At 63.6% G+C, this 21,778-nt stretch carries 15 protein-coding genes and 2 pseudogenes; 11 read left to right on the forward strand and 6 right to left on the reverse strand.

All coding sequences use genetic code 11. The features are described from left to right. The 3 genes and pseudogenes from CP49_RS07805 to CP49_RS07815 form a co-directional block, all read right to left on the reverse strand. Positions 1–210: pseudogene (locus CP49_RS07805) on the reverse strand (polysaccharide biosynthesis/export family protein); the annotation flags it as partial. Between the two features lie 252 nt (positions 211–462). Then, the gene (gene msrA, locus CP49_RS07810) at positions 463–1,119 is read right to left on the reverse strand and encodes a peptide-methionine (S)-S-oxide reductase MsrA (protein ID WP_057849712.1); all 657 of its coding nucleotides are present in this window, start codon (positions 1,117–1,119) and stop codon (positions 463–465) included. A 125-nt stretch (positions 1,120–1,244) separates the two neighbouring features. After that, positions 1,245–1,562 carry a hypothetical protein gene (locus CP49_RS07815; protein WP_057849713.1) on the reverse strand — a complete coding sequence of 106 codons (318 nt, stop codon included), beginning with the start codon at positions 1,560–1,562 and terminating at the stop codon, positions 1,245–1,247. Between the two features lie 372 nt (positions 1,563–1,934). Between CP49_RS07815 and rpsT the strand changes: the two genes are divergently transcribed. The 5 genes from rpsT (at position 1,935) to recF (ending at position 8,177) form a co-directional block, all read left to right on the forward strand. Then, positions 1,935–2,201: a 30S ribosomal protein S20 gene (gene rpsT, locus CP49_RS07820; protein ID WP_057849714.1), complete on the forward strand. Its 267-nt coding sequence runs from the start codon at positions 1,935–1,937 to the stop codon at positions 2,199–2,201. Between the two features lie 1,357 nt (positions 2,202–3,558). Next, positions 3,559–4,983, forward strand: coding sequence for a chromosomal replication initiator protein DnaA (dnaA, locus tag CP49_RS07825; RefSeq protein WP_057849715.1), 1,425 nt, complete (start codon positions 3,559–3,561; stop codon positions 4,981–4,983). A gap of 395 nt (positions 4,984–5,378) precedes the next feature. Beyond that, positions 5,379–6,497 carry a DNA polymerase III subunit beta gene (gene dnaN / locus CP49_RS07830; protein WP_057849716.1) on the forward strand — a complete coding sequence of 373 codons (1,119 nt, stop codon included), beginning with the start codon at positions 5,379–5,381 and terminating at the stop codon, positions 6,495–6,497. 149 nt (positions 6,498–6,646) lie between these two features. Continuing rightward, positions 6,647–6,952, forward strand: coding sequence for an endonuclease domain-containing protein (locus CP49_RS07835; protein WP_057849717.1), 306 nt, complete (start codon positions 6,647–6,649; stop codon positions 6,950–6,952). Positions 6,953–7,037: 85 nt separating this feature from the next. Then, positions 7,038–8,177 (forward strand): DNA replication/repair protein RecF, encoded by a 1,140-nt coding sequence (recF, locus tag CP49_RS07840; RefSeq protein ID WP_057849718.1) that lies wholly within the window; start codon positions 7,038–7,040, stop codon positions 8,175–8,177. 4 nt (positions 8,178–8,181) lie between these two features. On the opposite strand, the gene CP49_RS07845 is transcribed toward recF, so the two are convergent. Continuing rightward, entirely contained in the window at positions 8,182–10,068 is a 1,887-nt protein-coding gene (locus CP49_RS07845; protein WP_156438153.1) for an acyltransferase family protein, read from the reverse strand. Positions 10,069–10,403: 335 nt separating this feature from the next. Between CP49_RS07845 and gyrB the strand changes: the two genes are divergently transcribed. The 5 genes from gyrB to CP49_RS07870 all read left to right on the forward strand — a co-directional run bounded on the left by gyrB (position 10,404) and on the right by CP49_RS07870 (position 17,685). Beyond that, positions 10,404–12,842, forward strand: coding sequence for a DNA topoisomerase (ATP-hydrolyzing) subunit B (gene gyrB / locus CP49_RS07850; RefSeq protein ID WP_057849720.1), 2,439 nt, complete (start codon positions 10,404–10,406; stop codon positions 12,840–12,842). Positions 12,843–12,856: 14 nt separating this feature from the next. Then, the gene (gene murA / locus CP49_RS07855) at positions 12,857–14,155 is read left to right on the forward strand and encodes a UDP-N-acetylglucosamine 1-carboxyvinyltransferase (RefSeq protein WP_057849736.1); all 1,299 of its coding nucleotides are present in this window, start codon (positions 12,857–12,859) and stop codon (positions 14,153–14,155) included. 53 nt (positions 14,156–14,208) lie between these two features. Continuing rightward, positions 14,209–15,615, forward strand: a complete 1,407-nt coding sequence (locus CP49_RS07860) for an MATE family efflux transporter (protein WP_057849721.1) — start codon at positions 14,209–14,211, stop codon at positions 15,613–15,615. Then, a complete protein-coding gene (locus CP49_RS07865) occupies positions 15,612–16,085 on the forward strand; it encodes a DUF2867 domain-containing protein (RefSeq protein ID WP_057849722.1) in 474 nt (157 codons plus the stop codon). The genes CP49_RS07860 and CP49_RS07865 overlap by 4 nt, the downstream gene beginning before the upstream one ends. 229 nt (positions 16,086–16,314) lie before the next feature. Beyond that, a complete protein-coding gene (locus CP49_RS07870) occupies positions 16,315–17,685 on the forward strand; it encodes an MmgE/PrpD family protein (protein ID WP_057849723.1) in 1,371 nt (456 codons plus the stop codon). A 196-nt stretch (positions 17,686–17,881) separates the two neighbouring features. Here the strand turns inward: CP49_RS07870 and CP49_RS07875 are convergent. Next, positions 17,882–19,310, reverse strand: a pseudogene (locus CP49_RS07875) (serine hydrolase domain-containing protein). Between the two features lie 151 nt (positions 19,311–19,461). Beyond that, positions 19,462–20,523: a helix-turn-helix domain-containing protein gene (locus tag CP49_RS07880; RefSeq protein ID WP_057849724.1), complete on the reverse strand. Its 1,062-nt coding sequence runs from the start codon at positions 20,521–20,523 to the stop codon at positions 19,462–19,464. A gap of 286 nt (positions 20,524–20,809) precedes the next feature. Here CP49_RS07880 and CP49_RS07885 point away from each other — a divergent pair, with 286 nt between their 5' ends. Next, a complete protein-coding gene (locus CP49_RS07885) occupies positions 20,810–21,727 on the forward strand; it encodes a pirin family protein (RefSeq protein ID WP_057849725.1) in 918 nt (305 codons plus the stop codon). Positions 21,728–21,778 lie beyond the last annotated feature (51 nt).

The following is a 21,778-nucleotide window of genomic DNA, read 5'->3' on the forward strand; positions in this document are numbered from 1 at the left end:
GGCGAAGGCGGCGCGAAGCGCGCCGATGGCGCCGCCGGAATCGGCCGCGACCGCCCGCGGCGGTGGACTGTCAGGCTGGCCATAGGCCATCTGGTCGAGATCGCCTTGCGGCGCGACCGCAACCGGCCCGGTCGTGCGCATGCAGCCCGACAAAGCGAGCGCGGTGATGATCGCAGTGATCGGTAATCGAAACGCGCGCACAACCCGCACCGAACCCATCCCTTGAAGCGAGATAGCTCTAGTCTTGCACTGGTTATGGTTAACAAAGGGTTTTGGGGAGAGGTGGTGTGCGCGGTGAACTGGCGCGGATGCTCCCTCGCCCCGCTCTTGCGGGAGAGGGTTGGGGTGAGGGGCCTCTCTCCGCGAATGAAATTGTCGAGATACCTGTACCCCCTCACCCGCCGCGCAAGAGCGCGCCGACCTCTCCCCGCAAGCGGGGCGAGGTTTAGTCGGAAGCAACGATCAAGCACTCACGCCGGCGCCGATCGGGCACGACACGCCGGTGCCGCCTAATCCGCAATAGCCCGCCGGGTTCTTGGCGAGATATTGCTGATGATAGTCCTCGGCAAAATAGAATTCACCCGATGGCGCGATCTCGGTGGTGATGGTGCCGAGACCCTTCGCCGCCAGTGCTTTCTGGTACGCCGCCTTCGACGCGTCGGCGGCTGGGCGCTGCGCGTCGCCGAAGGTGTAGATCGCCGAGCGATACTGGGTGCCGACATCGTTGCCCTGACGCATACCCTGCGTCGGGTTGTGATTTTCCCAGAACGTCTTCAGGAGCTGCTCGTAGGCGATCTTCTTCGGATCGAACACGACCAGCACCACTTCGGTGTGACCGGTGCGGCCCGAACAAACCTCTTCATAGGTCGGATTGGGCGTATGCCCGCCGGCATAGCCAACGGCGGTCGCATAGATGCCGTCACCAAGCTCCCAGAACTTGCGCTCGGCGCCCCAGAAACAGCCGAGGCCAAACACCGCCTGCTCGAGGCCCGCGGGATAAGGCGGCTGCAGCTTGCGGCCGTTGACGAAGTGCGTGGTGGCGGTCGGGATCGGGGTGGCGCGGCCCGGCAGCGCTTCGGCTGCGCTTGGCAATGCGGTGGTCTTGCGCATGAACAACATGGAGCACCTCCAGGCGGGACATCGGCGGACGCGACAACGGCGTCGGCCGGTCGGACTTCTATATATGTCGTTACGCCTGATGCCGCAGCCCTGTTACGCCGCCCCGGAGGCTGGAGCCGGCCGGGTCAGTCCCGCGAATAGCCGATCAACGGCTTGCGGGGCCGGAACAGGAGCATCAGCAGAATGCCCACCACACCCAGCACGGCAAAAACCGGCTGATCCAGGAGGACCTTGATGACGCTGTTCCAGAGCCAGGGCGCGGTGCCCTCGACCCAGGTCCGGAACGCAAGCTGGCTGGACTGATGGACGTCGTTCCAGAACTGGCCAAACCGAGTGAACCGCAGGGTCTGGTCGGCGACAAAACGGGCCCCGTCATAGACCATAAAGATGAATCCGCCGGCCAGGAGCAGCAGGCCGATAAGCCGGAAAAAACCGCGGATCATGCGTCACCTTATACCTATCGCCCCGAAATGGCCGTCAGCCAATACCGGGGGCATCCCGGAAATTCAACCTCATCAGCACCTTACGCGCCCATTTCCACCCCCAACCCGGCCGTTCGGGGAGGGCGGAAAGCGTTGACGGTGCATGACGCGCCCTCTATAAGACCCCCAATGGCGGCGGGCGCAATCCCGCCGCCGCTGTTCTTTGAGCAGCGCCGCTTACGGGAGCATTTTGGCCTCCGTCCATGGCATCCTCAAGAACGGCTACGTCAGAACACCCTGGAAAACACAACCAGCGTCGATCACGCAATTTGAACGGCTGGCGCGCTCAAGCCCGACCAACCGAGCGATGACAGCCGAAGGATAGTTGAGAACATGGCCAATACCACTTCCGCCAAAAAGGCGACCCGCAAGATTGCCCGCCGCACCATCGTCAACAAGTCGCGCCGCACCCAGATGCGTGGCGCGGTGCGCACCGTCGAGGAGGCGATCAAGAGCGGCGATCGCGAGGCGGCGCTCAAGGCGATGCAGCACGCGGAACCGGAACTGATGCAGGCGGCGCAGCGAAACATCATTCACAAGAACAATGCGAGCCGGAAGGTGTCGCGCCTGACGCACGCGATTGCCAAGCTCGCGAAGTGAACCGACAGAAATAGACATTCGTCAAAGCCCGGCTTCGCCGGGCTTTTCTTTTTTCAGTCATGTCCTTTTCAGTCATGCCGGGGTGTACGAGCGCGACCCCGAAAATTCATTTCATCACGCACGTCCATCCTGTTGCATTTCAGGCTCACGCTGAAAGCGTTGCACTGGATTGGCTGTGACAATTCAATTGTCCCATTGCTGAGCACCGGGTTACGTGTCACATTTCTAGCGCCCGTAGTTTTACGAGATGCAATCTTTACGAGGTGCAATTTATTGCACCTGCGTTGCCATGCGCACTTGCGAAAAGCGTGATCGCAACGGTTGACCAATCAGACAACGCTCAGCTTCCTCCGCCCGCATCACAGCCGCGCGGGGTTACCCTGAAAAACAATTCCGAAAAACTTCGTCTCGCTAATCACTTATCCCCATAGCGAGCACAAGCGTTTTGAAAATTGGTCCCGGTAACCACGATTGTAACGGTTTCTTAAAAAATTTTGCGAGTGCAGCGAAAATTGTCACGCTCGTCGGCGCTGCGCGATTCTACGCGCGGATTCAAAAACTTGGTGTGGAGTTTCGCAATTGCAGTGTTGCAACACAGTCGAAGAGTCGGGTCGCGACGTCGAATCACGGATTGTCAGAAATCGCGCTTGGTGTATTTGTTACTCGTTCGCGACGCTCAAGGCTCTCCTGACCAGCGCGGTATGAGACCCAAGAGCGGACGTGCAAATCGGCGGCGGTGTGCGCGTTAGCGACGCTTTCCAAGCGAAGCTGAGTTGGTAGCTCATAGCAATATGAGGACGGTTGTTCTGTGTCTAAATTTCCCGACGTGGCGCTCATATTCAGCGCGCTCCGGATAAGGGGAATAAGATGCTCGCCGACGAAGCAACGATTGGGAACGCGGAGCTCGTGAACGTGTTGAAGACGACAGACTGAGGTACGCGGCGGCGCGGCGTCGAACAAGCGGATGTTCGGTAGCAGCAGACTGGCTTTGAAACACTTGTGATCTGATTGCTCGCCGCGCGTTCTCGCGGCGAGAGGGGGAGGAACCATGCTTTACGGAATCAACGCGACATTCGGCACACTCATTTCTATCGACACCACTTCAGAATCCCTGGACGACGATTCCAGTCGTTCCCCCGCGCGAACTCCGGCTAGACCGTCGAGTACGCGCTGACCTCGCGGTAGCCTCTCACTCCATCCAGCACTTGATCTGAAGAGCGGCGATTCCGCCGGACGTCCGATCTATGCCTGGTGGTTGAAGCTCCCGCGCCGAGGTCTCGCCTGGCAGGAAACCTGCAGGGGAAACCCGCCAGCCGATTTCGCAACACCATTACTCATTCAGAAAAGTTCTCAGGCAATGACAAATATGGAACAGGATCGCTGGTCGCGCGTGAAGGGGCGGTTGCGGACGAGTGTGGGCGAGGACGTCTACACCAGTTGGTTTGCGCGCATGGATCTCGAAGGCGTGCAGGACGAAAGCGTGCATCTGTCGGTGCCGACCCGGTTCCTCAAGAGCTGGATCCAGGCCCACTACGCCGATCGCGTCCTGACCTGCTGGCAGGCCGAGATGCCGGAAGTGCACCGGATCGACCTCACCGTGCGCACGGCGATGCGATGCGCCGCGCCGACCAAGGAAGCGACCGCACCAGCCGAGCAGCGCCGCATCGAGCAGACCAATGGCCGGCCCGCGTCTGAATTGCGCGCGACGGCGCCGGTATCTGCCAGCCATGACGCGCTCGGCGGCTCGCCGCTCGACCCGCGCCTGACCTTTGCAAGCTTCGTGATCGGCCGCTCCAACACGCTCGCGCATGCTGCCGCGCGCCAGGTCGCCGAAGGACGCCGCGGCGATCCCGTGATGTTCAACCCGCTCTACATTCACGCCGGCGTCGGCCTCGGCAAAACCCACCTGTTGCAGGCGGTGACGTGGGCCGGCAATTCGGGCAGCGAGCGCAAGGTGCTCTATCTCACCGCCGAGAAGTTCATGTACGGCTTCGTCGCCGCGCTGAAGACGCAGACGGCGCTCGCCTTCAAGGAGGCGCTGCGCGGCATCGACGTGCTCGTGATCGACGATCTGCAGTTCCTGCAGGGCAAATCGACCCAGGCCGAGTTCTGCCACACGCTGAACGCGCTGATCGATGCCGGCCGTCAGGTGGTAATCGCCGCCGACCGTCCGCCGTCCGACCTCGAGAGCCTCGACGATCGCGTGCGCTCGCGGCTGGCCGGCGGCCTCGTCGTGGAGATGGGTTCGCTCGGCGAAGAGCTGCGGCTCGGAATCCTGAAGTCGCGCGTGGCCGCCGCCCGCGCCCATCACGCGAGCTTCGACGTGCCGGAGGCGGTACTGGATTATCTGGCGCGCACCATCACCCATAACGGCCGCGACCTCGAAGGCGCCATCAACCGCCTGCTCGCCCATTCCAAGCTCAACGCCCAGCCGGTGACGCTGGAAATGGCCGAGCGCGAGGTCCGTGACCTTATCCGTCCGCAGGAACCGAAGCGGATCAAGATCGAGGACATCCAGCGGGTGGTCGCCCGGCAGTACAATGTAAGCCGTTCGGACCTGCTGTCGTCGCGGCGGACAGCGAATGTGGTTCGGCCGCGCCAGGTCGCGATGTATCTGGCGAAGACGCTGACGCTGCGTTCGCTGCCTGAGATCGGCCGCCGGTTCGGCGGGCGCGACCACACCACAGTGCTGCACGCCGTGCGCAAGATCGAGGCACTGGTGGCCCGGGATATCGCGCTGTCCGAAGAGGTCGAGTCGCTGAAACGGCAATTGCAGGAATAGCGGCTATAGCGTTTTCGAGCGAAGTGGGTACCGGTTCGCGTGAAGAAAACGCGTCAAAACAAGAATCTAGAGCTTCGGTTCTGATTCAATCAGAACCGAAGCTCTAGCAGGAATAGGACCTGCCCCTTAAGGACCTGGCTTTAAGGACTTGGCTCCTCCCCCGCCTCTCCCGCCCCTGGTCTCAGGAGCGGGAGAATTTTTTTCTGCCGCCATTTTCCGCCGCAAAAGTGGGGAACGGGGGCCCGTCTCCCTTGCACCGGCGGGCCATCCGCGCCACCTTGCGGTCCCCCCGGGGGTTTGATCAACTCCGATCCTGATCCGGCTTTTCGGGTTTCCAATGCCGCGGCGCTGCCTTTACGGGCCGCCCGGCTTTTCCATCTCTGGCGGGTATTGCAATGAAGGTCACCGTCGAACGCGCGCAACTCCTGAAGTCGCTGGGCCACGTCCATCGCGTGGTCGAGCGCCGCAACACCATTCCGATCCTCGGCAACGTGCTGGTCCGCGCCGAAAATACCAGGCTGTCGCTGAAGGCGACCGACCTCGACCTGGAGGTGACCGAAACGCTGGCGGCGGAAACCGCGACCGGCGGCTCCACCACCGTGCCGGCGCATATGTTCTACGACATCGTCCGCAAATTGCCCGATGGCGCGCAGATCGTGCTGGAAGCCGACGGCGACCGTTCAGTGCTGGCGATCCGCGCCGGCCGCTCGCGCTTCACGCTGCAGACCCTGCCCGAGAGCGACTTCCCGGACCTTGCCGCCGGCGACCTGACGCATTCGTTCGCGCTGCCCGCCACTGATGTCAAGCGCCTGATCGACCGCACGCAGTTTGCGATCTCGACCGAAGAGACCCGCTATTACCTCAACGGCATCTATCTGCACACGGCCGGCAGCGCCAAGGCCGCGACGCTTCGCGGGGTGGCGACCGACGGACATCGCCTGGCGCAGATCGATCTGGCGCTGCCCTCCGGCGCCACCGGCATGCCGGGCGTGATCGTACCGCGTAAGACCGTCGGCGAGGTGCAGCGGCTGATCGAGGACAATGAAGCCGAAGTCAAAATCGAACTATCGCAGGGCAAGATCCGCTTCACCCTCGGCAACGTCGTCCTGACCTCGAAACTGATCGACGGCACCTTCCCGGATTATGGCCGCGTCATTCCGCAGAACAACGACAAGGAATTGATCGTCGACAAGAAGGATTTCGAGGCTGCGGTCGACCGCGTCTCGACCATTTCCAGTGAACGCGGCCGCGCGGTGAAACTGGCGCTGTCCGCCGGCAAGCTGGTGCTGTCGGTGACCAATCCGGATTCCGGCAGCGCCACCGAAGAGCTGGAAGTCGAATACGCCTCCGACGCACTCGATATCGGCTTCAACTCGCGCTATCTGCTCGACATCGCCGCCCAGATCGAAGGCGAAGTCGCCGTGCTGAAACTCGCCGATCCCGGCTCGCCGACGCTGGTGCAGGACAAGGACAACAAGGGCGCGCTCTACGTGCTGATGCCGATGCGGGTGTGAGTACATCCAGCGCCCCTCGCGACAGCCTTCCCTCTCCCCTTGTGGGAGAGGGTGGCGCCGAACGAAGTTCGGCGACGGGTGAGGGGTTCGCGCCGCAAACACCGAACCATAGGCCTGTTGCCAAACGCATCCGCAACTTCGCAAAGAAGATGCGCCGCGAGCCCACCGACGCGGAACTGGCCATGTGGCGCTTGCTTCGCGACCGCCGGCTCGCGCGTTTCAAATTTCGTCGACAAGTCCCGTTCCAAAACTTCATTCTCGACTTTGTTTGCTTCGAAAAACGCTTCATCATCGAAATTGACGGCAGTCAGCACGCAGCATCCGCGCGCGATGAAGCAAGGGAGGCACGCTTGAAGGCAGAAGGGTTTGGAATTGCGCGCTACTGGAACAATGACGTGTTGCAGCAACCTTCTGCTGTTTTGGAAGACATTTTCGTAAAGCTCGCCGAGCGGTAAGAACCCCTCACCCGTCGCCTCACTTCGTGAGGCGCCACCCTCTCCCACAAGGGGAGAGGGGAAGAAAGACCGACGCTAACGCATCATGACCCCGTCCCGCATCCATCGCCTCTCCCTCACGCACTTCCGCAACTACCGCGCGGGAAGCGTGCAGACGCGCGGCGATGTCGTGGTGCTGGTGGGGCCGAACGGCGCCGGCAAGACCAATTGCCTGGAGGCGATCTCGTTTCTGTCACCGGGGCGCGGCCTGCGGCGCGCGACGCTGGAGGATGTCGCCGACAATCAGGGTGACGGCTCCTGGGCGGTGTCGGCAGAGGTCGAGGGTGCACTGGGGCTTGCAACGCTCGGCACCGGTATCGATGCGCCCGCCGCGGAGGCGGCGTCAACCAGCCGGCGCTGCCGGATCGACCGGGAGCCTGTGGGTTCGGCAACCGCATTCGGCGACCATCTGCGCATGGTGTGGCTGACGCCCGCGATGGACGGGCTATTCCTCGGCGCGGCTTCCGAACGGCGGCGGTTCTTTGACCGGCTGGTACTGGCGATCGACAGCGAACATTCCAGCCGCGTCTCGGCGCTGGAACGCTCGTTGCGCTCGCGCAACCGCCTGCTCGAAGTGCGCAACTATGACGACCATTGGTGCGACGCGATCGAGCGCGAAACCGCCGAGCTTGCGGTCGCCGTCGCCGCCACCCGCGGCCAGACCGTGACGAGACTGGCAGCGATGCTGCGCGAACGTGGGCAAGCTTCTGCCTTTCCGTCGGCGCAGATCATGCTCGATGGCTGGATGGAAAATGCGCTGGTTGGCGAGTCCGCGACCTCAGTGGAAGATCGCTACCGCGATATCCTGCGTGCGAGCCGCGCCCGCGACGCCGCGGCCGGACGGACCCTGGATGGCCCCCACCTCACCGATCTGCAGGTGGTCTACGCGCCGAAGAACATGCCGGCGCGTGACGCCTCCACCGGCGAGCAAAAGGCGCTTCTGATCGGACTGGTACTGGCTCATGCAGCGCTGGTTGCCGAGATGACCGGCATCGTGCCGCTCTTGCTGCTCGACGAAGTCATCGCCCATCTCGATCCCAACAGGCGCAAGGCGCTGTTCGATGAACTCGGAAAGCTCGGCGCGCAGGTCTGGATGACCGGCGCCGATCCGGCCGCGTTCGTTGATATCGGCACCGGCGGCGAGATCTTCGACGTGGAATCGGGCCAGGTGAGCCGTCGCGCCTAAGCCCTTAACGCGCCCTGCCCGCGGGCGCCACACCACCGAGCAAGCGGTCGATGATCGAGTCGATCAAAAATGCCGATCCCTTTTCGGTCAGGTGCACCTGATCGCTCACGACAACATCTCCCGCCGCATCGCCAAGGCGCGTCAGGCAGCCCTGCGCGTTGCAAAAAACGTCCGATGCAGAGATGAATTCCGCGCCCAGCGGCTCGAGCCTGGCGCGCATCACGGCATCGTAGGCAGTGGGTGGTGCGGCATTGGGCGAACGCTCCGGAATCAGCGCGCGATGGAGCATGAAATACCTCAGCACCTCGGACGGAAGCCCCCGTCGCCACATCGGTACCCCGCCGAGAACAACGACACGCGCGTTCGTTTCCTTTTTCAGCGCGACCACCGTCTCAGCCACATTGTCGAGATGTTTTTCCCAGGTTCCGTGCAGCAGCACGATGTCCGGCTTGATCTGCCGGACGAGCGACAAGACCTTGTCATTCATTGCGCGGCAATTGGGCGTGCTCACGATGTCGGCGTTCAGAGCCGGAATGCAGGAACTGGAGGTAAGCTGCGCGATGCCGAAGCCTCGCTTGTCCTGGGCTTTGCGCAGGCCGGGCAGCAGGGCGGCGGCGGTCGAATCTCCCCACAGCAGAACCAGCGGGTGCCGATCGCGCTCGACGCAAGTGTCGGCAAACGTCATTTCGCGGCTGAGATCGAGCAGGCATTCATGAAACCGCCACTTGAAGCTTTCCGTCGGCACGCTGGCCATTGCGCGGATTTCCGGCGGCAGCCGGAAGTCGAAGCCGCGTCCCCAAATGACGGCAATACCGGCGACCGCGATCATCGTCATGCCGGCCCCAAGGTTGAACATCCTGCGCCGGCTCGGGACGCCGAAGCGAAACGGCGTCTCGACAAACCGGTAGGTCGCCCAGGCCAAGAGCGCGCTCGCGAGCAGTATCAATTCGCGCTCCGGCAGCGTCAGCGGACCGAATTTGATGATCCCCCCGAACACTAACAGCGGCCAGTGCCAGAGATAGAGCGGGTAACTGATCAATCCGATCCACACCAGCGGCGGGCTTGCCAGCACGACCCGGTTCACCCACGCCGCGGGCGCCGATAGCAGAAGCGCGCTGCCGGCGACCGGCAGCACCGCCCACCAACCCGGAAAGGCACTGTGGCTGTCGAGGATGGCCGCCGCCGCCGCGATCAGCGCTACGCCGATCCAGGCGCGCCGGTTGCTGGCGATGCTGGAATGATTGACGTTGATCCAGCCGCAGGCCAGCACCGCGCCGGCCAGCAATTCAAACGCTCGCGTGAAGGGCAGGTAGAAGGTCGCGATCGGATTTGAGCCGATCAGTGCCACGTTGAGCAGGAAAGACCCGATGCCGAGCATCGCAGCCATCGCGATAATGCTCATGCGCAGTCGCGCCGCGAGCATCAGGAGCAGCGGCCAGAACAGGTAAAACTGTTCTTCGATGCCGAGCGACCACAGATGCAGTAGCGGCTTTTTAGCGGATTCGACGTCGAAATAGCCGGACTGCAGCAACAGCGCGATATTGGCCAAAAACGCCGCGCTGGCGAAACTGTCGCTGCCGAGCTGCGCAAACGCCGATGGCAACATCCAGAACCAACCGAGCATCGATGTTGCGCAGAGCACCACGATCAGCGCCGGGAAGATGCGCCGGATCCGCCGGTTGTAGAATTCGACCAGGCTGAAACGGCCGAGTTCCAGTTCCCGCGCGATGATGCCCGTGATCAGAAAGCCCGAGATCACGAAGAACACATCGACGCCGATGAATCCGCCCGGCATGGCGTCCGGGAACGCGTGGAAATTCAGGACCAGCATCACCGCGATGGCCCGCAGGCCATCGACATCGGGCCGATATTTGAAAGAAGCCAAAGACAATGGAGGACCAACCCCGGATCGCGACAGACAGCAGGCAACGACCACAAACTGCCGCGCCGCCCTCTCTAGCAGGTCCGCGGCACTCTGCCATTTCCCACCACGACACAGCCCAAAAATCCGGCGATCGAGCGCGCAGAATCAGCCGTCGAATCGCGCTTTTCGAGAGCGCCGGAACAGGCCCCTGGACACCTTGAAAAAGGGTAAAAAACCACCATTTATTCAACGACTTGTTGACGGAGAGATTGCGCTAGGCGCGATGCCTCTTTCATGGCACAAATAGATCAATCAGCGCCTCATATTGCGCAGCTGATTCGGGACACCCTCGAAGGCCTCACATGACAGAACCTGCCCGGCAGACCCCTGCCGATACTGAGCATCCCATTCCGGTCGAATATGGCGCGGAATCGATCCGGGTGCTGAAGGGCCTCGATGCCGTGCGCAAGCGGCCGGGCATGTATATCGGCGACACCGATGACGGGTCCGGCCTGCATCACATGGTTTACGAGGTCGTCGACAACGCCATCGACGAAGCGCTCGCGGGCCATGCCACCGCCGTGGAAGTCATCCTCAACGCCGACGGCTCGGTGACGGTGCGCGACGACGGCCGCGGCATTCCGGTCGACATTCACAAGGGCGAAGGCATTTCCGCAGCCGAGGTCATCATGACCCAGCTCCACGCGGGCGGAAAATTCGACCAGAACTCCTACAAGGTTTCCGGCGGCCTGCACGGCGTCGGCGTCTCCGTCGTCAACGCTTTGTCGAGCAAGCTGCAGCTTCGCGTCTGGCGCGACGGCAAGGAGCACTACATCGAATTCGCCCATGGCGATGCGGTCGCCCCGCTCAAGGTTGTCGGCGACGCCAACGGCAAGCGCGGCACCGAGGTGACCTTCCTTGCTTCCACCGAGACTTTCACCAACGTCGAATATGATTTCCCGACGCTGGAGCATCGCCTGCGCGAGCTCGCGTTCCTGAATTCCGGCGTCAATATCGTGCTGTCGGACATGCGCCACGCGGTCGAGAAGCGCGAGGCGATGCGTTACGACGGCGGCGTCGAGGAATTCGTCAAATATCTCGACCGCAACAAGAAGGCGATGGTGCCTGCCCCGATCATGGTTCGGGCGGAGCTCAACGACATCGGCGTCGAGGCTGCCTTGTGGTGGAACGACAGCTACCATGAGAACGTGCTGTGCTTTACCAACAACATCCCGCAGCGTGACGGCGGCACCCATCTTGCGGGCTTCCGCGGCGCGCTGACGCGCCAGGTCAACGGCTATGCCGAGGCCAATGCAAAAAGGGAGAAGATCGCGCTGACCGGCGACGATTGCCGCGAGGGTCTCACCGCCGTGCTGTCGGTGAAGGTGCCGGATCCGAAGTTTTCGTCGCAAACCAAGGACAAGCTGGTGTCCTCGGAAGTGCGGCCGGTGGTCGAGAACGTCCTCAACGAGGCGCTTGCCGCGTGGTTCGAGGAGCATCCGACCGAAGCGAGAGTCATCGTCGGCAAGGTGATCCAGGCCGCTGCCGCGCGCGAAGCCGCCCGCAAGGCGCGCGAACTGACCCGCAAGAGTCCGCTCAGCGTCTCCTCACTGCCCGGAAAGCTCGCCGACTGCCAGGAGAAGGATCCGGCCAAGTCGGAACTGTTCATCGTCGAGGGCGACTCGGCAGGCGGCAGCGCCAAGCAGGGCCGCAACCGTGAATTCCAGGCCGTGCTGCCGCTGCGCGGCAAGATCCTCAACGTCGAGCGCGTGCGCACCGACAAGATGCTGTCAAGCGAGCAGATCGGCACGCTGATCACCGCGCTCGGCACCGGCATCAGCGACGATTTTTCGGCCGACAAGCTGCGCTATCACAAGATCATCGTGATGACGGACGCCGACGTCGACGGCGCCCATATCCGCACGCTGTTGCTGACCTTCTTCTACCGGCAGATGCGCGAATTGATCGACCGCGGCCACCTCTATATCGCGCAGCCGCCGCTCTACAAGGTGACGCGCGGCAAGTCCGAGCAGTATTTGAAGGACGAGCGCGCGCTGGAAGATTATCTGATCGCGACCGGGCTCGACGACTGCGTCTTCAAGCCGGCGACGGGGTCGGAGCGCGCCGGCCGCGATCTGCTGTCGCTGGTGGAAGAAGCGCGCGTGATCCGCGGCATCCTGAATAATCTGCACAGCCGTTATAACCGCAAGGTGGTCGAGCAGGCGGCTATCGCGGGCGTGCTGAGTCCGAAGATCACCGGCGACATCGCGACCGCCAATGCGGCCGCCGATTACATCGCAAGACGCCTTGATGCGCTGGCCGACGAGGTCGAGCGGGGCTGGATCGGGCGCTTCACCGAGGGTGAAGGCTTCTCCTTCGAGCGCACCATCCGCGGCGTCAAGGATGTCGCTGTCATCGACGACGCTCTGCTCGGGTCGGCGGAAGCGCGCAAACTCGACGACTATGCCGTGAGACTTCAGGAGGCCTATCCGAACCCGACCGGGGTATTGCGCCGTAAGGATACGGAAACCGCCGTTTACGGACCGGTCAGCCTGTTCGAGGCGATAACCGACGCCGGCCGCAAGGGCGTGGCGTTGCAGCGCTACAAAGGCCTCGGCGAGATGAACCCCGATCAGCTCTGGCACACCACGCTCGATATCAATGCGCGTTCGCTGCTGCAGGTGAAGGTCAAGGAGGTCGATGAGGCCGACGACATCTTCACCAAGCTGATGGGTGACGTGGTCGAGCCGCGCCGCGAATTCATCCAGGATAATTCGCTTAGCGCCAATGTCGACGTGTGAGGCAGGACGCGCCCGTGCCTCCCATTCAATACATCGTTGAAGGCGGCCACCGGCTTTCGGGCACGATCGAGCCGTCCGGCAACAAGAATTCTGCGCTGCCGATCATCGCCGCCGCCCTGCTCACCGAGCATCCGGTCACGCTGGAAAACGTGCCGCGCATCCGCGACACCGAAACGCTGGTCGAACTGATCCGTTCGGTCGGCGCCTCGGCCGAATGGAAACAGCGCAATACGCTCGCGATCCACGCCAAGGAGGTCCGTGCTGCCGACCTCGATCCCGAACTCTGCGCGCGGATCCGCGCCTCGATCCTGCTGGCCGGGCCGCTGCTCGCCCGCTGCGGCGAGGTGGCGCTGCCGCCGCCCGGCGGCGATGTCATCGGCCGCCGTCGGCTCGACACGCACTTCCTCGCCTTCGAGCAGTTGGGCGCCACCGTCACCGCGACGCACCGGCTGGAATTCCGCGCCAGCAGGCTGAAGGGCGCCGATGTCTTCCTCGACGAGCCCAGCGTCACCGCCACCGAAAACGCGTTGGTCGCGGCGGTCGCCGCCCACGGCACCACCTACCTGCGTAACGCGGCCTCCGAGCCGCATGTACAGGACCTCGCACATTTCCTGGTCGCGCTCGGCGCGAAGATCGATGGCATCGGCACCAACACCATCATCGTGCATGGCCCGGCAACGCTTGGCGGCACGAGTTATTCCATTCAGCCGGATCATATCGAGGTCGGCTCCCTGATCGGGCTCGCCGCGGTGACGCGCTCGCCGCTGCGCATCGCGAAGGCCGGCGTCGAGCATCTGCGTTCAATCCGGATGGGCTTTGAACGGCTCGGCATCGTCTGCGGCGTCGAGGGCGACGACCTGGTGGTGCCGTCCAGCCAGACCATGAAAATCCACGACGATTTCGGCGGTCACGTGCCGAAGCTGGAGGACCAGCCGTGGCCGGCCTTCCCGGCCGATCTGATGTCGATTGCGATCGTCACCGCGACGCAATGCGACGGCGTGATCCTGATGTTCGAGAAGATGTTCGAGTCGCGGATGTTCTTCGTCGACAAGCTGATCTCGATGGGCGCCCGCATCGTACTGTGCGATCCGCACCGGGCGATCGTGGCAGGCCCGAGCCGGCTGCGCGGCGCGCCGATGACCTCCCCTGACATCCGCGCCGGCATGGCCATGCTGCTGGCGGCGGTCGCCGCCGAGGGCACCTCCACCATCAACAACGCCGACCAGATCGAGCGCGGCTATGAGCGCATCGAGGAGCGGCTCAACGCGCTGGGCGCCAGGATCACTCGGGTTCCAGCACGAGACGGTCGCTAGATCCCCGGCGGCCACGTCACTTTTTCGACCTTCGCCGCTGATAGTCTGTTGCTATGCCCTCGCTCGACAAAATCGAACGCGCATCCGTTGCGCAGCATCCTTCTGCGGCCGTGCCCGGCCGTCATCTCGCAATTGAACTCGCCGAGACGCTGAAGCTCGCGGTGCCGCTTGCGCTGACGCAGCTCGGGCAGATCGCGATGATGACAACCGATCTGGCGTTCATCGGCCGGCTCGGCAGCGAAACCGTGGCTGCGGCAGCCCTCGCACATACGGTGTTCTTCGTCGCCTTCACTTTCGGCATGGGCCTGGTATCGGCCGTAGCGCCGCTGGCGGCGCAGGCTTTCGGGGCGCGCGATCCGCGCATGGTACGGCGCGCGCTGCGCGTCGGCTTGTGGGCGGCGCTGTTGATCGCACTGCCGCTGATGGCACTGCCATTCCGCGGCGAGGCGATCCTGATCGCGCTCGGCCAGGCACCGACGGCCGCCGGGCTGGCGCAGCAATACCTGTTCGGCCTTGCCTGGGGCATCCTGCCCGCGCTGTGGTTTATCGCGATCCGCGGCTTCATGAGCGCGGTGAACCGGCCCGAGCCGGTGCTGTGGATTACGCTGGCCGCGATCCCGGCCAACGCGTTGCTGGTCTATCTGCTGCTCTATGGGAAATGGGGCCTGCCCGAACTCGGGCTGTTCGGCGCGGGCCTTGCGACCAGCGTAGTCAATCTCGGCACGTTTCTCGCCGGGCTGTGGTTCACCGCGCTGCGCCGGCCGTTCCGGAAATATCACGTGCTCGGCAATATCTGGCGCATCGACTGGCCGTTGATGGCCAAGCTCGTGATCGTCGGTGCGCCGATCTCGATGGCGTTTCTGCTGGAATACGGGTTGTTCGGCGCTGCCGGCCTGCTGATGGGTCTGATCAGCACCACAGCACTCGCAGCGCACCAGATCGCGCTCCAGATCGCCGCCATCCTTTTCATGGTGCCGTTCGGAATCAGTATGGCGGCGACTGTCCGGGTCGGTCATGCGGTCGGGCGCCGCGACAGCGACGCCGTCAGGCGCGCCGGTTATGTGGCGATACTTCTCGGCGCTGCGTTCATGGCCACGATGACACTCGCCGTAATCCTTGGACGGTTCCTGATTGCCGAGATATTCCTGGGGGAAGCCGTCGACGCGACCGCGGCGCTGACGGCAACTCTGCTCCTGATCGGCTCTACGTTCTTTGTCGCGGACGGTATCCAAACCATCGGCGCCGGTGCGCTGCGCGGAATGAATGACACGCGTGTGCCACTGCTATTCGCCACCTTCAGCTACTGGCTTATCGGTTTTACTTCCGCTTGCGCTCTCGGGTTCTGGACATCGCTTGGCGCCAGCGGCGTCTGGATCGGATTGTCGATCGGCACCGTTGTCTTCGCCATTCTGCTCGTCTTGCGATTCCGGCTGCTGGTGAGCAGACTGGCGTCTCCATGACCGTCCGCGAAGTCACACCTGCCGTCGATACCGATGCGCTGCTGGCCGGCGCGCAATTCGCCGACGCCTTCTGCATTGAAATCAGCGACCACCATCTCGACGCCCGCTGCGCCGCGGAGCGGATGATGGCGCGGCAGCCGCGATGGGCCGAGGCGCTGCTGTCGCTGCGGAATTTCCTGGTCGCGCCGCTGGGACTGAAAACGTCAGGGGCGAGTCCGGAAGTTCCTCGGGATATGATCGGCATCTTTCCGGTCGTAAGCGAAACGCCCGGTCGCCTCATTGCCGGCTTCAACGATCGCCATCTCGACTTTCGCGTCGTGGTGGACGTCGCGGCGGCCGGCAGCGTCAGGCAGGTCACCGCCACGACGCTGGTCAAGACGCACAACCGGCTCGGCCGGACCTATCTCGCGATCATCATGCCGTTTCATCGGTTGATCGTGCCGGCCCTGCTGCGCCAGGTTGCGCCCTGAGGCTCACTATCGTGACTCCAGATGGTCGCGGCGCCGGCGCCGGTTGCGTCTTCCGACTGCGGAGCGATCCAAGCATGCGTTTTGCGAAGGCCATCATGCGCCGCATTCCGGAATCTGCACGCCGTGCCTGTGCTAGAGGACGCCGGGCATGGCTGATGCCCGCGGCAGGAAGCCGGCTTGAAAGGTCAACCAGGCCCGCCTACCCTGCCCGGCAAAACGAGGAAACACGATGGCCAACGAAACCGCAACGCTCGCTGCCTATGTCGCCGACCTGAAGTTTGCGGACATCCCGTCAGAGGTGCTGGAGCGCGCCAAGGTGCTGACGCTCGATTTCCTCGGCAGCACGATCCGGGCGCGGCGCGATGCGGAATCCACGCCCTCGCTGCTTGGGATGTTGGAAGCACTGGCGCTGGACGGCAAGGGCGAAGCTACCGTGTTCGGCGACTCGAAGACCTGGACGCCCGCGGTCGCCGCGCTGCTGAACGGCGCGCTCGGCCATTCCCTTGATTTCGACGACACGCACGCGGACTCCTCGCTGCATCCGAGCGCGCCCGTGGTGCCGGCGGCGTTTGCGGTCGGCGAAATGGTCGGCGCATCGGGGCGCGATGTGCTGACCGCGATCGTGGCCGGCTACGAAGTGTGCTGCCGGCTCGGCAACGCGCTCGACCCGACCTCGCATTATGCGCGCGGCTTTCACCCGACCGCGACGGCCGGAACCTATGGCGCCGCGGCGGCGGCAGGCAAACTGTTCGGCCTTTCGAAGGACCAGCTCATCGCAGCCTTTGGCGTTTCCGGCAGCCAGGCCGCGGGCTCGCTGCAGTTTTTGGTCAACGGCGCCTGGAACAAGCGCTACCAGGTCGGCGCTGCCGCAATGAACGGCGTGATCGCCGCCACGCTGGCGCGCAACAATTTTGTCGGCTCAACCGAATCGGTCGAGGGCAAGCACGGCCTGCTCGTCGGCTACAGCGACGACGCCCATCCCGACAAGGCGACCTCAGGCCTCGGCAAGACCTATGAGACGCTGAAGATCGGCGTGAAGCCTTATCCGAGCTGCCGCTATACCCACGCTGCGCTGGACGCGCTGATCGCGATGAGGCGGGAACACAATCTGACGCCGGACCAGATCAAGCGCGTCGAGATCGGCCTGCACCGCAACGGCATCACACTGACCGGCGACGCCGCCACCAAGCGGCATCCAACCTCCATCGTCAGCGGACAATTCTCGATGTTCTTCACCGGCGCGCTGGCGCTCGATCAGGGCAGCTTCGGCTGGGACGACTACGACCGGCTTGGCGATGCGGCGGTCAATGCGCTCGCCGACAAATTCGATGTGGTGCAGGATGACCGCCTTGAGATCGGCCGCACCCATCCGTTCGGCGCACGCGTTTCGATCACCACCGACGACGGCGTGCATGAGCGGCTCTACGCCGACCCCTCCGGCGAGCCGAATTCGTTTCCGGACGCGCAGGCGATGCAACAGAAATTCCTCACGCTCGCCCGCCCCGTGCTGAACGGCCGCGCCGACCAGCTTGCCGACGCGATCTTGTCGCTTGAAAGATTCGACCGCGTCGAGAAGGCCACGCAATTGGGACGGCAGTAGCGCCGCGCGCGCGGTCTAACCTCGCCCCGCTTGCGGGGAGAGGTCGGCGCGCAGCGCCGGGTGAGGGGGTACAAGTCCATCGATAAATCTCGTCGGGTGGAGAGAGCCCCTTACCCCGTCCCTCTAAGAGCGAGCTTCGCTCGTCTCGACCCCGTGAAGGACGGGGAGAGGGAGAAGACGCGGCCTCAGCACGCCTTCAATTCGCGCCCGCCAGCTTCCCCTTATTACCCGTTGCCGCGACGACGTCGCGCACGAGATCGAACATGCCGTCGGCTTCCGGCGGCCAGTTCGGCGAGCGCCCGAGCCGGACGATCACCAGCCGCTCGGACGGCACGACGATCACATATTGCCCGATCGTGCCCTTGGCGAAGAACGCATCGCGCGGCCAGCCGCGCTCGGTACGGTAGGTCGCGCCAAAACTGTCGCCGAGATTGGTCCAGAATCCCGCGCCGTGGCCGACCCAGGCGTTCGGCGTCGGTGTCGCCGAATACTTCACCCAGCCTTCGGGGAGGATGCGTTTGCCGCCGGCGATGCCATCGTCGAGATAGAGCTGGCCAAAGCGCGCCCAGTTGCGCGCGCTCGCCAGCAACTGGCTCGACCCGTCCGCATTACCTGAGGCGTCGAATTCGAGCGTCACGTTGCGCATGCCGAGCGGCTCGAACAATTCCTGCCGCGCAAAGCGCATCATGTCGGCCGCGCGGACGCCGACAGCCTGACGGATTACATGCGCGAGAATGACGGTGTTGCCGTCGTGAGTTCCACGCCGTGCCCGGCGCGGTTTCCAGGGGAATGCTCTCCGCATAGGACGCCATGTCAGGCTCCACGAATTTCATGCGGTTGACCGGTTCGAGCGCGGATGCCAGCGACGCCTGCAGCGAGCTGCCAAGTGCGAGCCCCGCGGTGTGCCGCAGCAGATGATCGAGCGTGATGGCGCGCCTGGCATCGCCTGCCCCCTGCCAGGCTGCAATCGGCACGGGTTCGTAAAGCCTTAGCGCTCGCTTGCGCACGAGAATGCCGGCCAATGCCGAGATGACCGATTTGGTCGCGGAGAGGCCGAGCAACGGCGTGTCAATGCCGATGCCGTCGGCGTAGCGCTCGGCAATGATGTGCCCATCCTTCAGGACCACGACCGCGCGGGTGTTGCGCGGAGTAGATGTGTCAGGCTCGGCGAAAGCGCGGTCGAGTGCGACGGCCAGTTGCGGCGTCTGAGGTGGCACGACCGATGGCCCGCCGATTTCCGGCAGCAGCGCCGGCCTGACTTCGGGCGGCGGCAACGCGATATCGGCGACGGCGCTACCGTGATCGAGATAGCAACCGAGGCCGTCGCCGCGGTAGACGGCGTGGCTTGGACCCATGCCGAACAGCGTCACCGTGACGTCCTTGCGCGCGCGGTCGACGCGATAATTGAGCGCCCAAGCGATCAGCCCGGCGCCCGGCATCGCCGAAATGGTCTCGGCAAACACCCGCGCCGGATCGAGGCCGGAAACGAAGATCTCGGTGCAGAGGACGTTGGCGACAAAGCCGGTCGCGACCTTCGGCACGTAGCGGGCGCGTGCGGCCGAGAGCGCGAGCGCGCTGAGGGCGGTTGAGGTGGCGAGGATGAGGATGAGATTTCGTCTGGTCACATTGGCCTCCGGCAGCGCGCATCAGCGCGTGCCGGGCAGCATGGCGGGATTGGCGCGGGGGCGGCTCGCCGGATTCGAAATTCGCGCTGGCCGAAAGCTTCAAGCGGCTGACCGATTCTGAAATTTTTCAATGATAGCAATACGATAACTGCTATGCCGCGCTGGCCTTGAGCCGCCGGTATTCCGTCGGCGTGACACCGGTAATAGCCTTGAAAGCTCGATTGAACGGCCCGAGCGACTGGAAGCCGGCATCCATCGCAATGGTAATGACGGGGACTTCCGCCTGGCTCGGATCCGCGAGCGCGGCCTTGGCTTCTGCGATCCGGTGCTCGTTGAGGAACACGTTGAAATTCCGGTAGCCGAGCCGCTGGTTGATCAACCGCCGCAGCCGGTATTCAGGGATCCCGAGCCTGGTCGCGAGCGTGCCGATAGTGACGTTGTCGTGACGGTAGATGCGCTCGTCGCCCATCAGCCGCATCAATGCATCGATAAGTTTCTGGTCGGCACTGGATTCGACACCGGCCGCTGCTTCAATTGTATCGGCTTGGATTTCCGCTACGGCGGGGAACAAATCGGCGCCGTCCACGCGCATCATCGCAATCGATATCGCCGTCACCACACCGGCCAGCACGGCCGAATTCACGATGTTGGCGATTTCGGCGGTGCTGCTGCCAGACAATGCTATCTGCAGAACAGCGTTCAAGCCGCCATAGAGCGCCACCGCGCTGACGATGAAGACGCGGACACGGCGGCGGCCCTCGACCAGATCTGATGACCACGATGCGATGGTCTGCGCGACAGCTAGGGCGATAAAGCCGAGCACGAGCAAATTTATCGCGATGATCGAGAATCTCACACCGGACGCCGGCGCAAGCCACATGCAATTGACAAAACTGAACGCCGCGACCGCCACCCAGATCAGCGCATGCCACCAGCGCAGCCCGAACCCCTCATCGAACAGCGCACGCGTGAACAGCCAGAACACCACGACATTGCCGGTCGACAGCGCGATCACAGGCGCATGCGCTGCCGTGACCTGCGACGCCGCCCCGATCGACGCGGTCACGGCATGCGCCGCCGACCCCAGCGCGAAAGCCGCGGCCAATCGTCCGGCGAGCACCGTTCCAAAACCGCGAAACAGCGATGCCGCGAGCACCAGCAGCAGCGCCACGTTGGCGCCGCGCAAGGCGATGTCGAGGGTGGAAAGCAGCATCAGGTCGGCCAGTTTTGCGCAGGTCGCTGCGTATCGCGAACTTAGTGCAAACTGCCATGTGATTCAATTTTTGCGCCCGAGCCACCGCATCCACTGCGAGGAGCACAAGATTTCCGTCGTCCCTGCGAACGCAGGGACCCATAACCACAAATGCGTGTTGTTTGAGGCAAGCTGTGGCTCTGGGTCTTCGCAAATGCGGGCACTTGTGGTTATGGGTCCCGGCTCGCGCTCCGCTTGGCCGGGACGACGGAAAGAGTATGATCGGACAAAACATCAAGGAGTTCTCATGAGCTGGCAGCCCTCCAACGATCCCGTACTCGGCGATCCCACATCCTGCGACGCGCTCGATCTCATCATCGTGCCGCGTACCCGCGATCTCGGCGACGGATTTGCAGTGCGGCGGGCGCTGCCGCATGGCAAGCGGCAGATGGTCGGCCCTTTCATCTTCTTCGATCATTTCGGGCCGGTGCAGTTCATGGCCGGCAAGGGCATGGACGTCCGCCCGCATCCGCACATCGGGCTTGCCACCGTGACCTATCTGTTCGACGGTTCGATCATGCACCGCGACAGCGAGGGCAACATTCAGGAGATCCAGCCGGGCGCCATGAACCTGATGACAGCGGGACGCGGCATCGCGCATTCCGAACGTACCCCCGATGTCCAGCGCCGCGACGGGCAGAAAATGCTGGGCCTGCAGAGCTGGATCGCGCTGCCCGCGGGGTCGGAAGAGATCGCGCCGTCGTTCCAGCACTACGCCGCCGAAGCGCTTCCGACCGTGAGGGAGAACGGCTTCACCGCGCGCATCATCGCTGGCCACGGCTTTGGCGTGAAGTCGCCGGTCAGCATGGTGTCTCCGTGGTTCTATACCGAGGTGACCGCGCAGGCTGGCACGAGCGTGCCGCTCGATCCCGATCATGAGGAGCGCGCGATCTACCTGGTCGACGGCGAGGTCGAGATCGCGGGCGAGCGCTATGAGGGGCCGCGCCTCCTGATATTCCGGCCGGGCGACCGCATCACGGTGAAGGCATTGAGGCCGACGCGGATGATGTTTCTCGGCGGCGACGCGCTGGAAGGCCCGCGCCATATCTGGTGGAATTTCGTCTCCTCCAGCAGGGAGCGGATCGAGCAGGCCAAACAGGACTGGAAAACCGGCCGGTTTGCCGCCGTTCCGCAAGAACATGAGTTCATTCCGCTGCCGGAGTGAGCTATTGCTCCGCTTTCTCATTTGCACGCCTGCACAGGCGTGCCGTTTCGA

It is taken from the genome of Bradyrhizobium valentinum, assembly GCF_001440405.1.
In the GTDB taxonomy this organism is placed as follows: Bacteria; Pseudomonadota; Alphaproteobacteria; order Rhizobiales; family Xanthobacteraceae; genus Bradyrhizobium; species Bradyrhizobium valentinum.

What these genes read in the sequence shown, in the direction of transcription:
- msrA (WP_057849712.1), bottom strand. Translation starts at nt 1,119, where the DNA reads ATGTTGTTCATGCGCAAGACCACCGCATTGCCAAGCGCAGCCGAAGCG.
- CP49_RS07815 (WP_057849713.1), bottom strand. Translation starts at nt 1,562, where the DNA reads ATGATCCGCGGTTTTTTCCGGCTTATCGGCCTGCTGCTCCTGGCCGGC.
- rpsT (WP_057849714.1), top strand. Translation starts at nt 1,935, where the DNA reads ATGGCCAATACCACTTCCGCCAAAAAGGCGACCCGCAAGATTGCCCGC.
- dnaA (WP_057849715.1), top strand. Translation starts at nt 3,559, where the DNA reads ATGACAAATATGGAACAGGATCGCTGGTCGCGCGTGAAGGGGCGGTTG.
- dnaN (WP_057849716.1), top strand. Translation starts at nt 5,379, where the DNA reads ATGAAGGTCACCGTCGAACGCGCGCAACTCCTGAAGTCGCTGGGCCAC.
- CP49_RS07835 (WP_057849717.1), top strand. Translation starts at nt 6,647, where the DNA reads ATGCGCCGCGAGCCCACCGACGCGGAACTGGCCATGTGGCGCTTGCTT.
- recF (WP_057849718.1), top strand. Translation starts at nt 7,038, where the DNA reads ATGACCCCGTCCCGCATCCATCGCCTCTCCCTCACGCACTTCCGCAAC.
- gyrB (WP_057849720.1), top strand. Translation starts at nt 10,404, where the DNA reads ATGACAGAACCTGCCCGGCAGACCCCTGCCGATACTGAGCATCCCATT.
- CP49_RS07860 (WP_057849721.1), top strand. Translation starts at nt 14,209, where the DNA reads ATGCCCTCGCTCGACAAAATCGAACGCGCATCCGTTGCGCAGCATCCT.
- CP49_RS07865 (WP_057849722.1), top strand. Translation starts at nt 15,612, where the DNA reads ATGACCGTCCGCGAAGTCACACCTGCCGTCGATACCGATGCGCTGCTG.
- CP49_RS07870 (WP_057849723.1), top strand. Translation starts at nt 16,315, where the DNA reads ATGGCCAACGAAACCGCAACGCTCGCTGCCTATGTCGCCGACCTGAAG.
- CP49_RS07880 (WP_057849724.1), bottom strand. Translation starts at nt 20,523, where the DNA reads ATGCTGCTTTCCACCCTCGACATCGCCTTGCGCGGCGCCAACGTGGCG.
- CP49_RS07885 (WP_057849725.1), top strand. Translation starts at nt 20,810, where the DNA reads ATGAGCTGGCAGCCCTCCAACGATCCCGTACTCGGCGATCCCACATCC.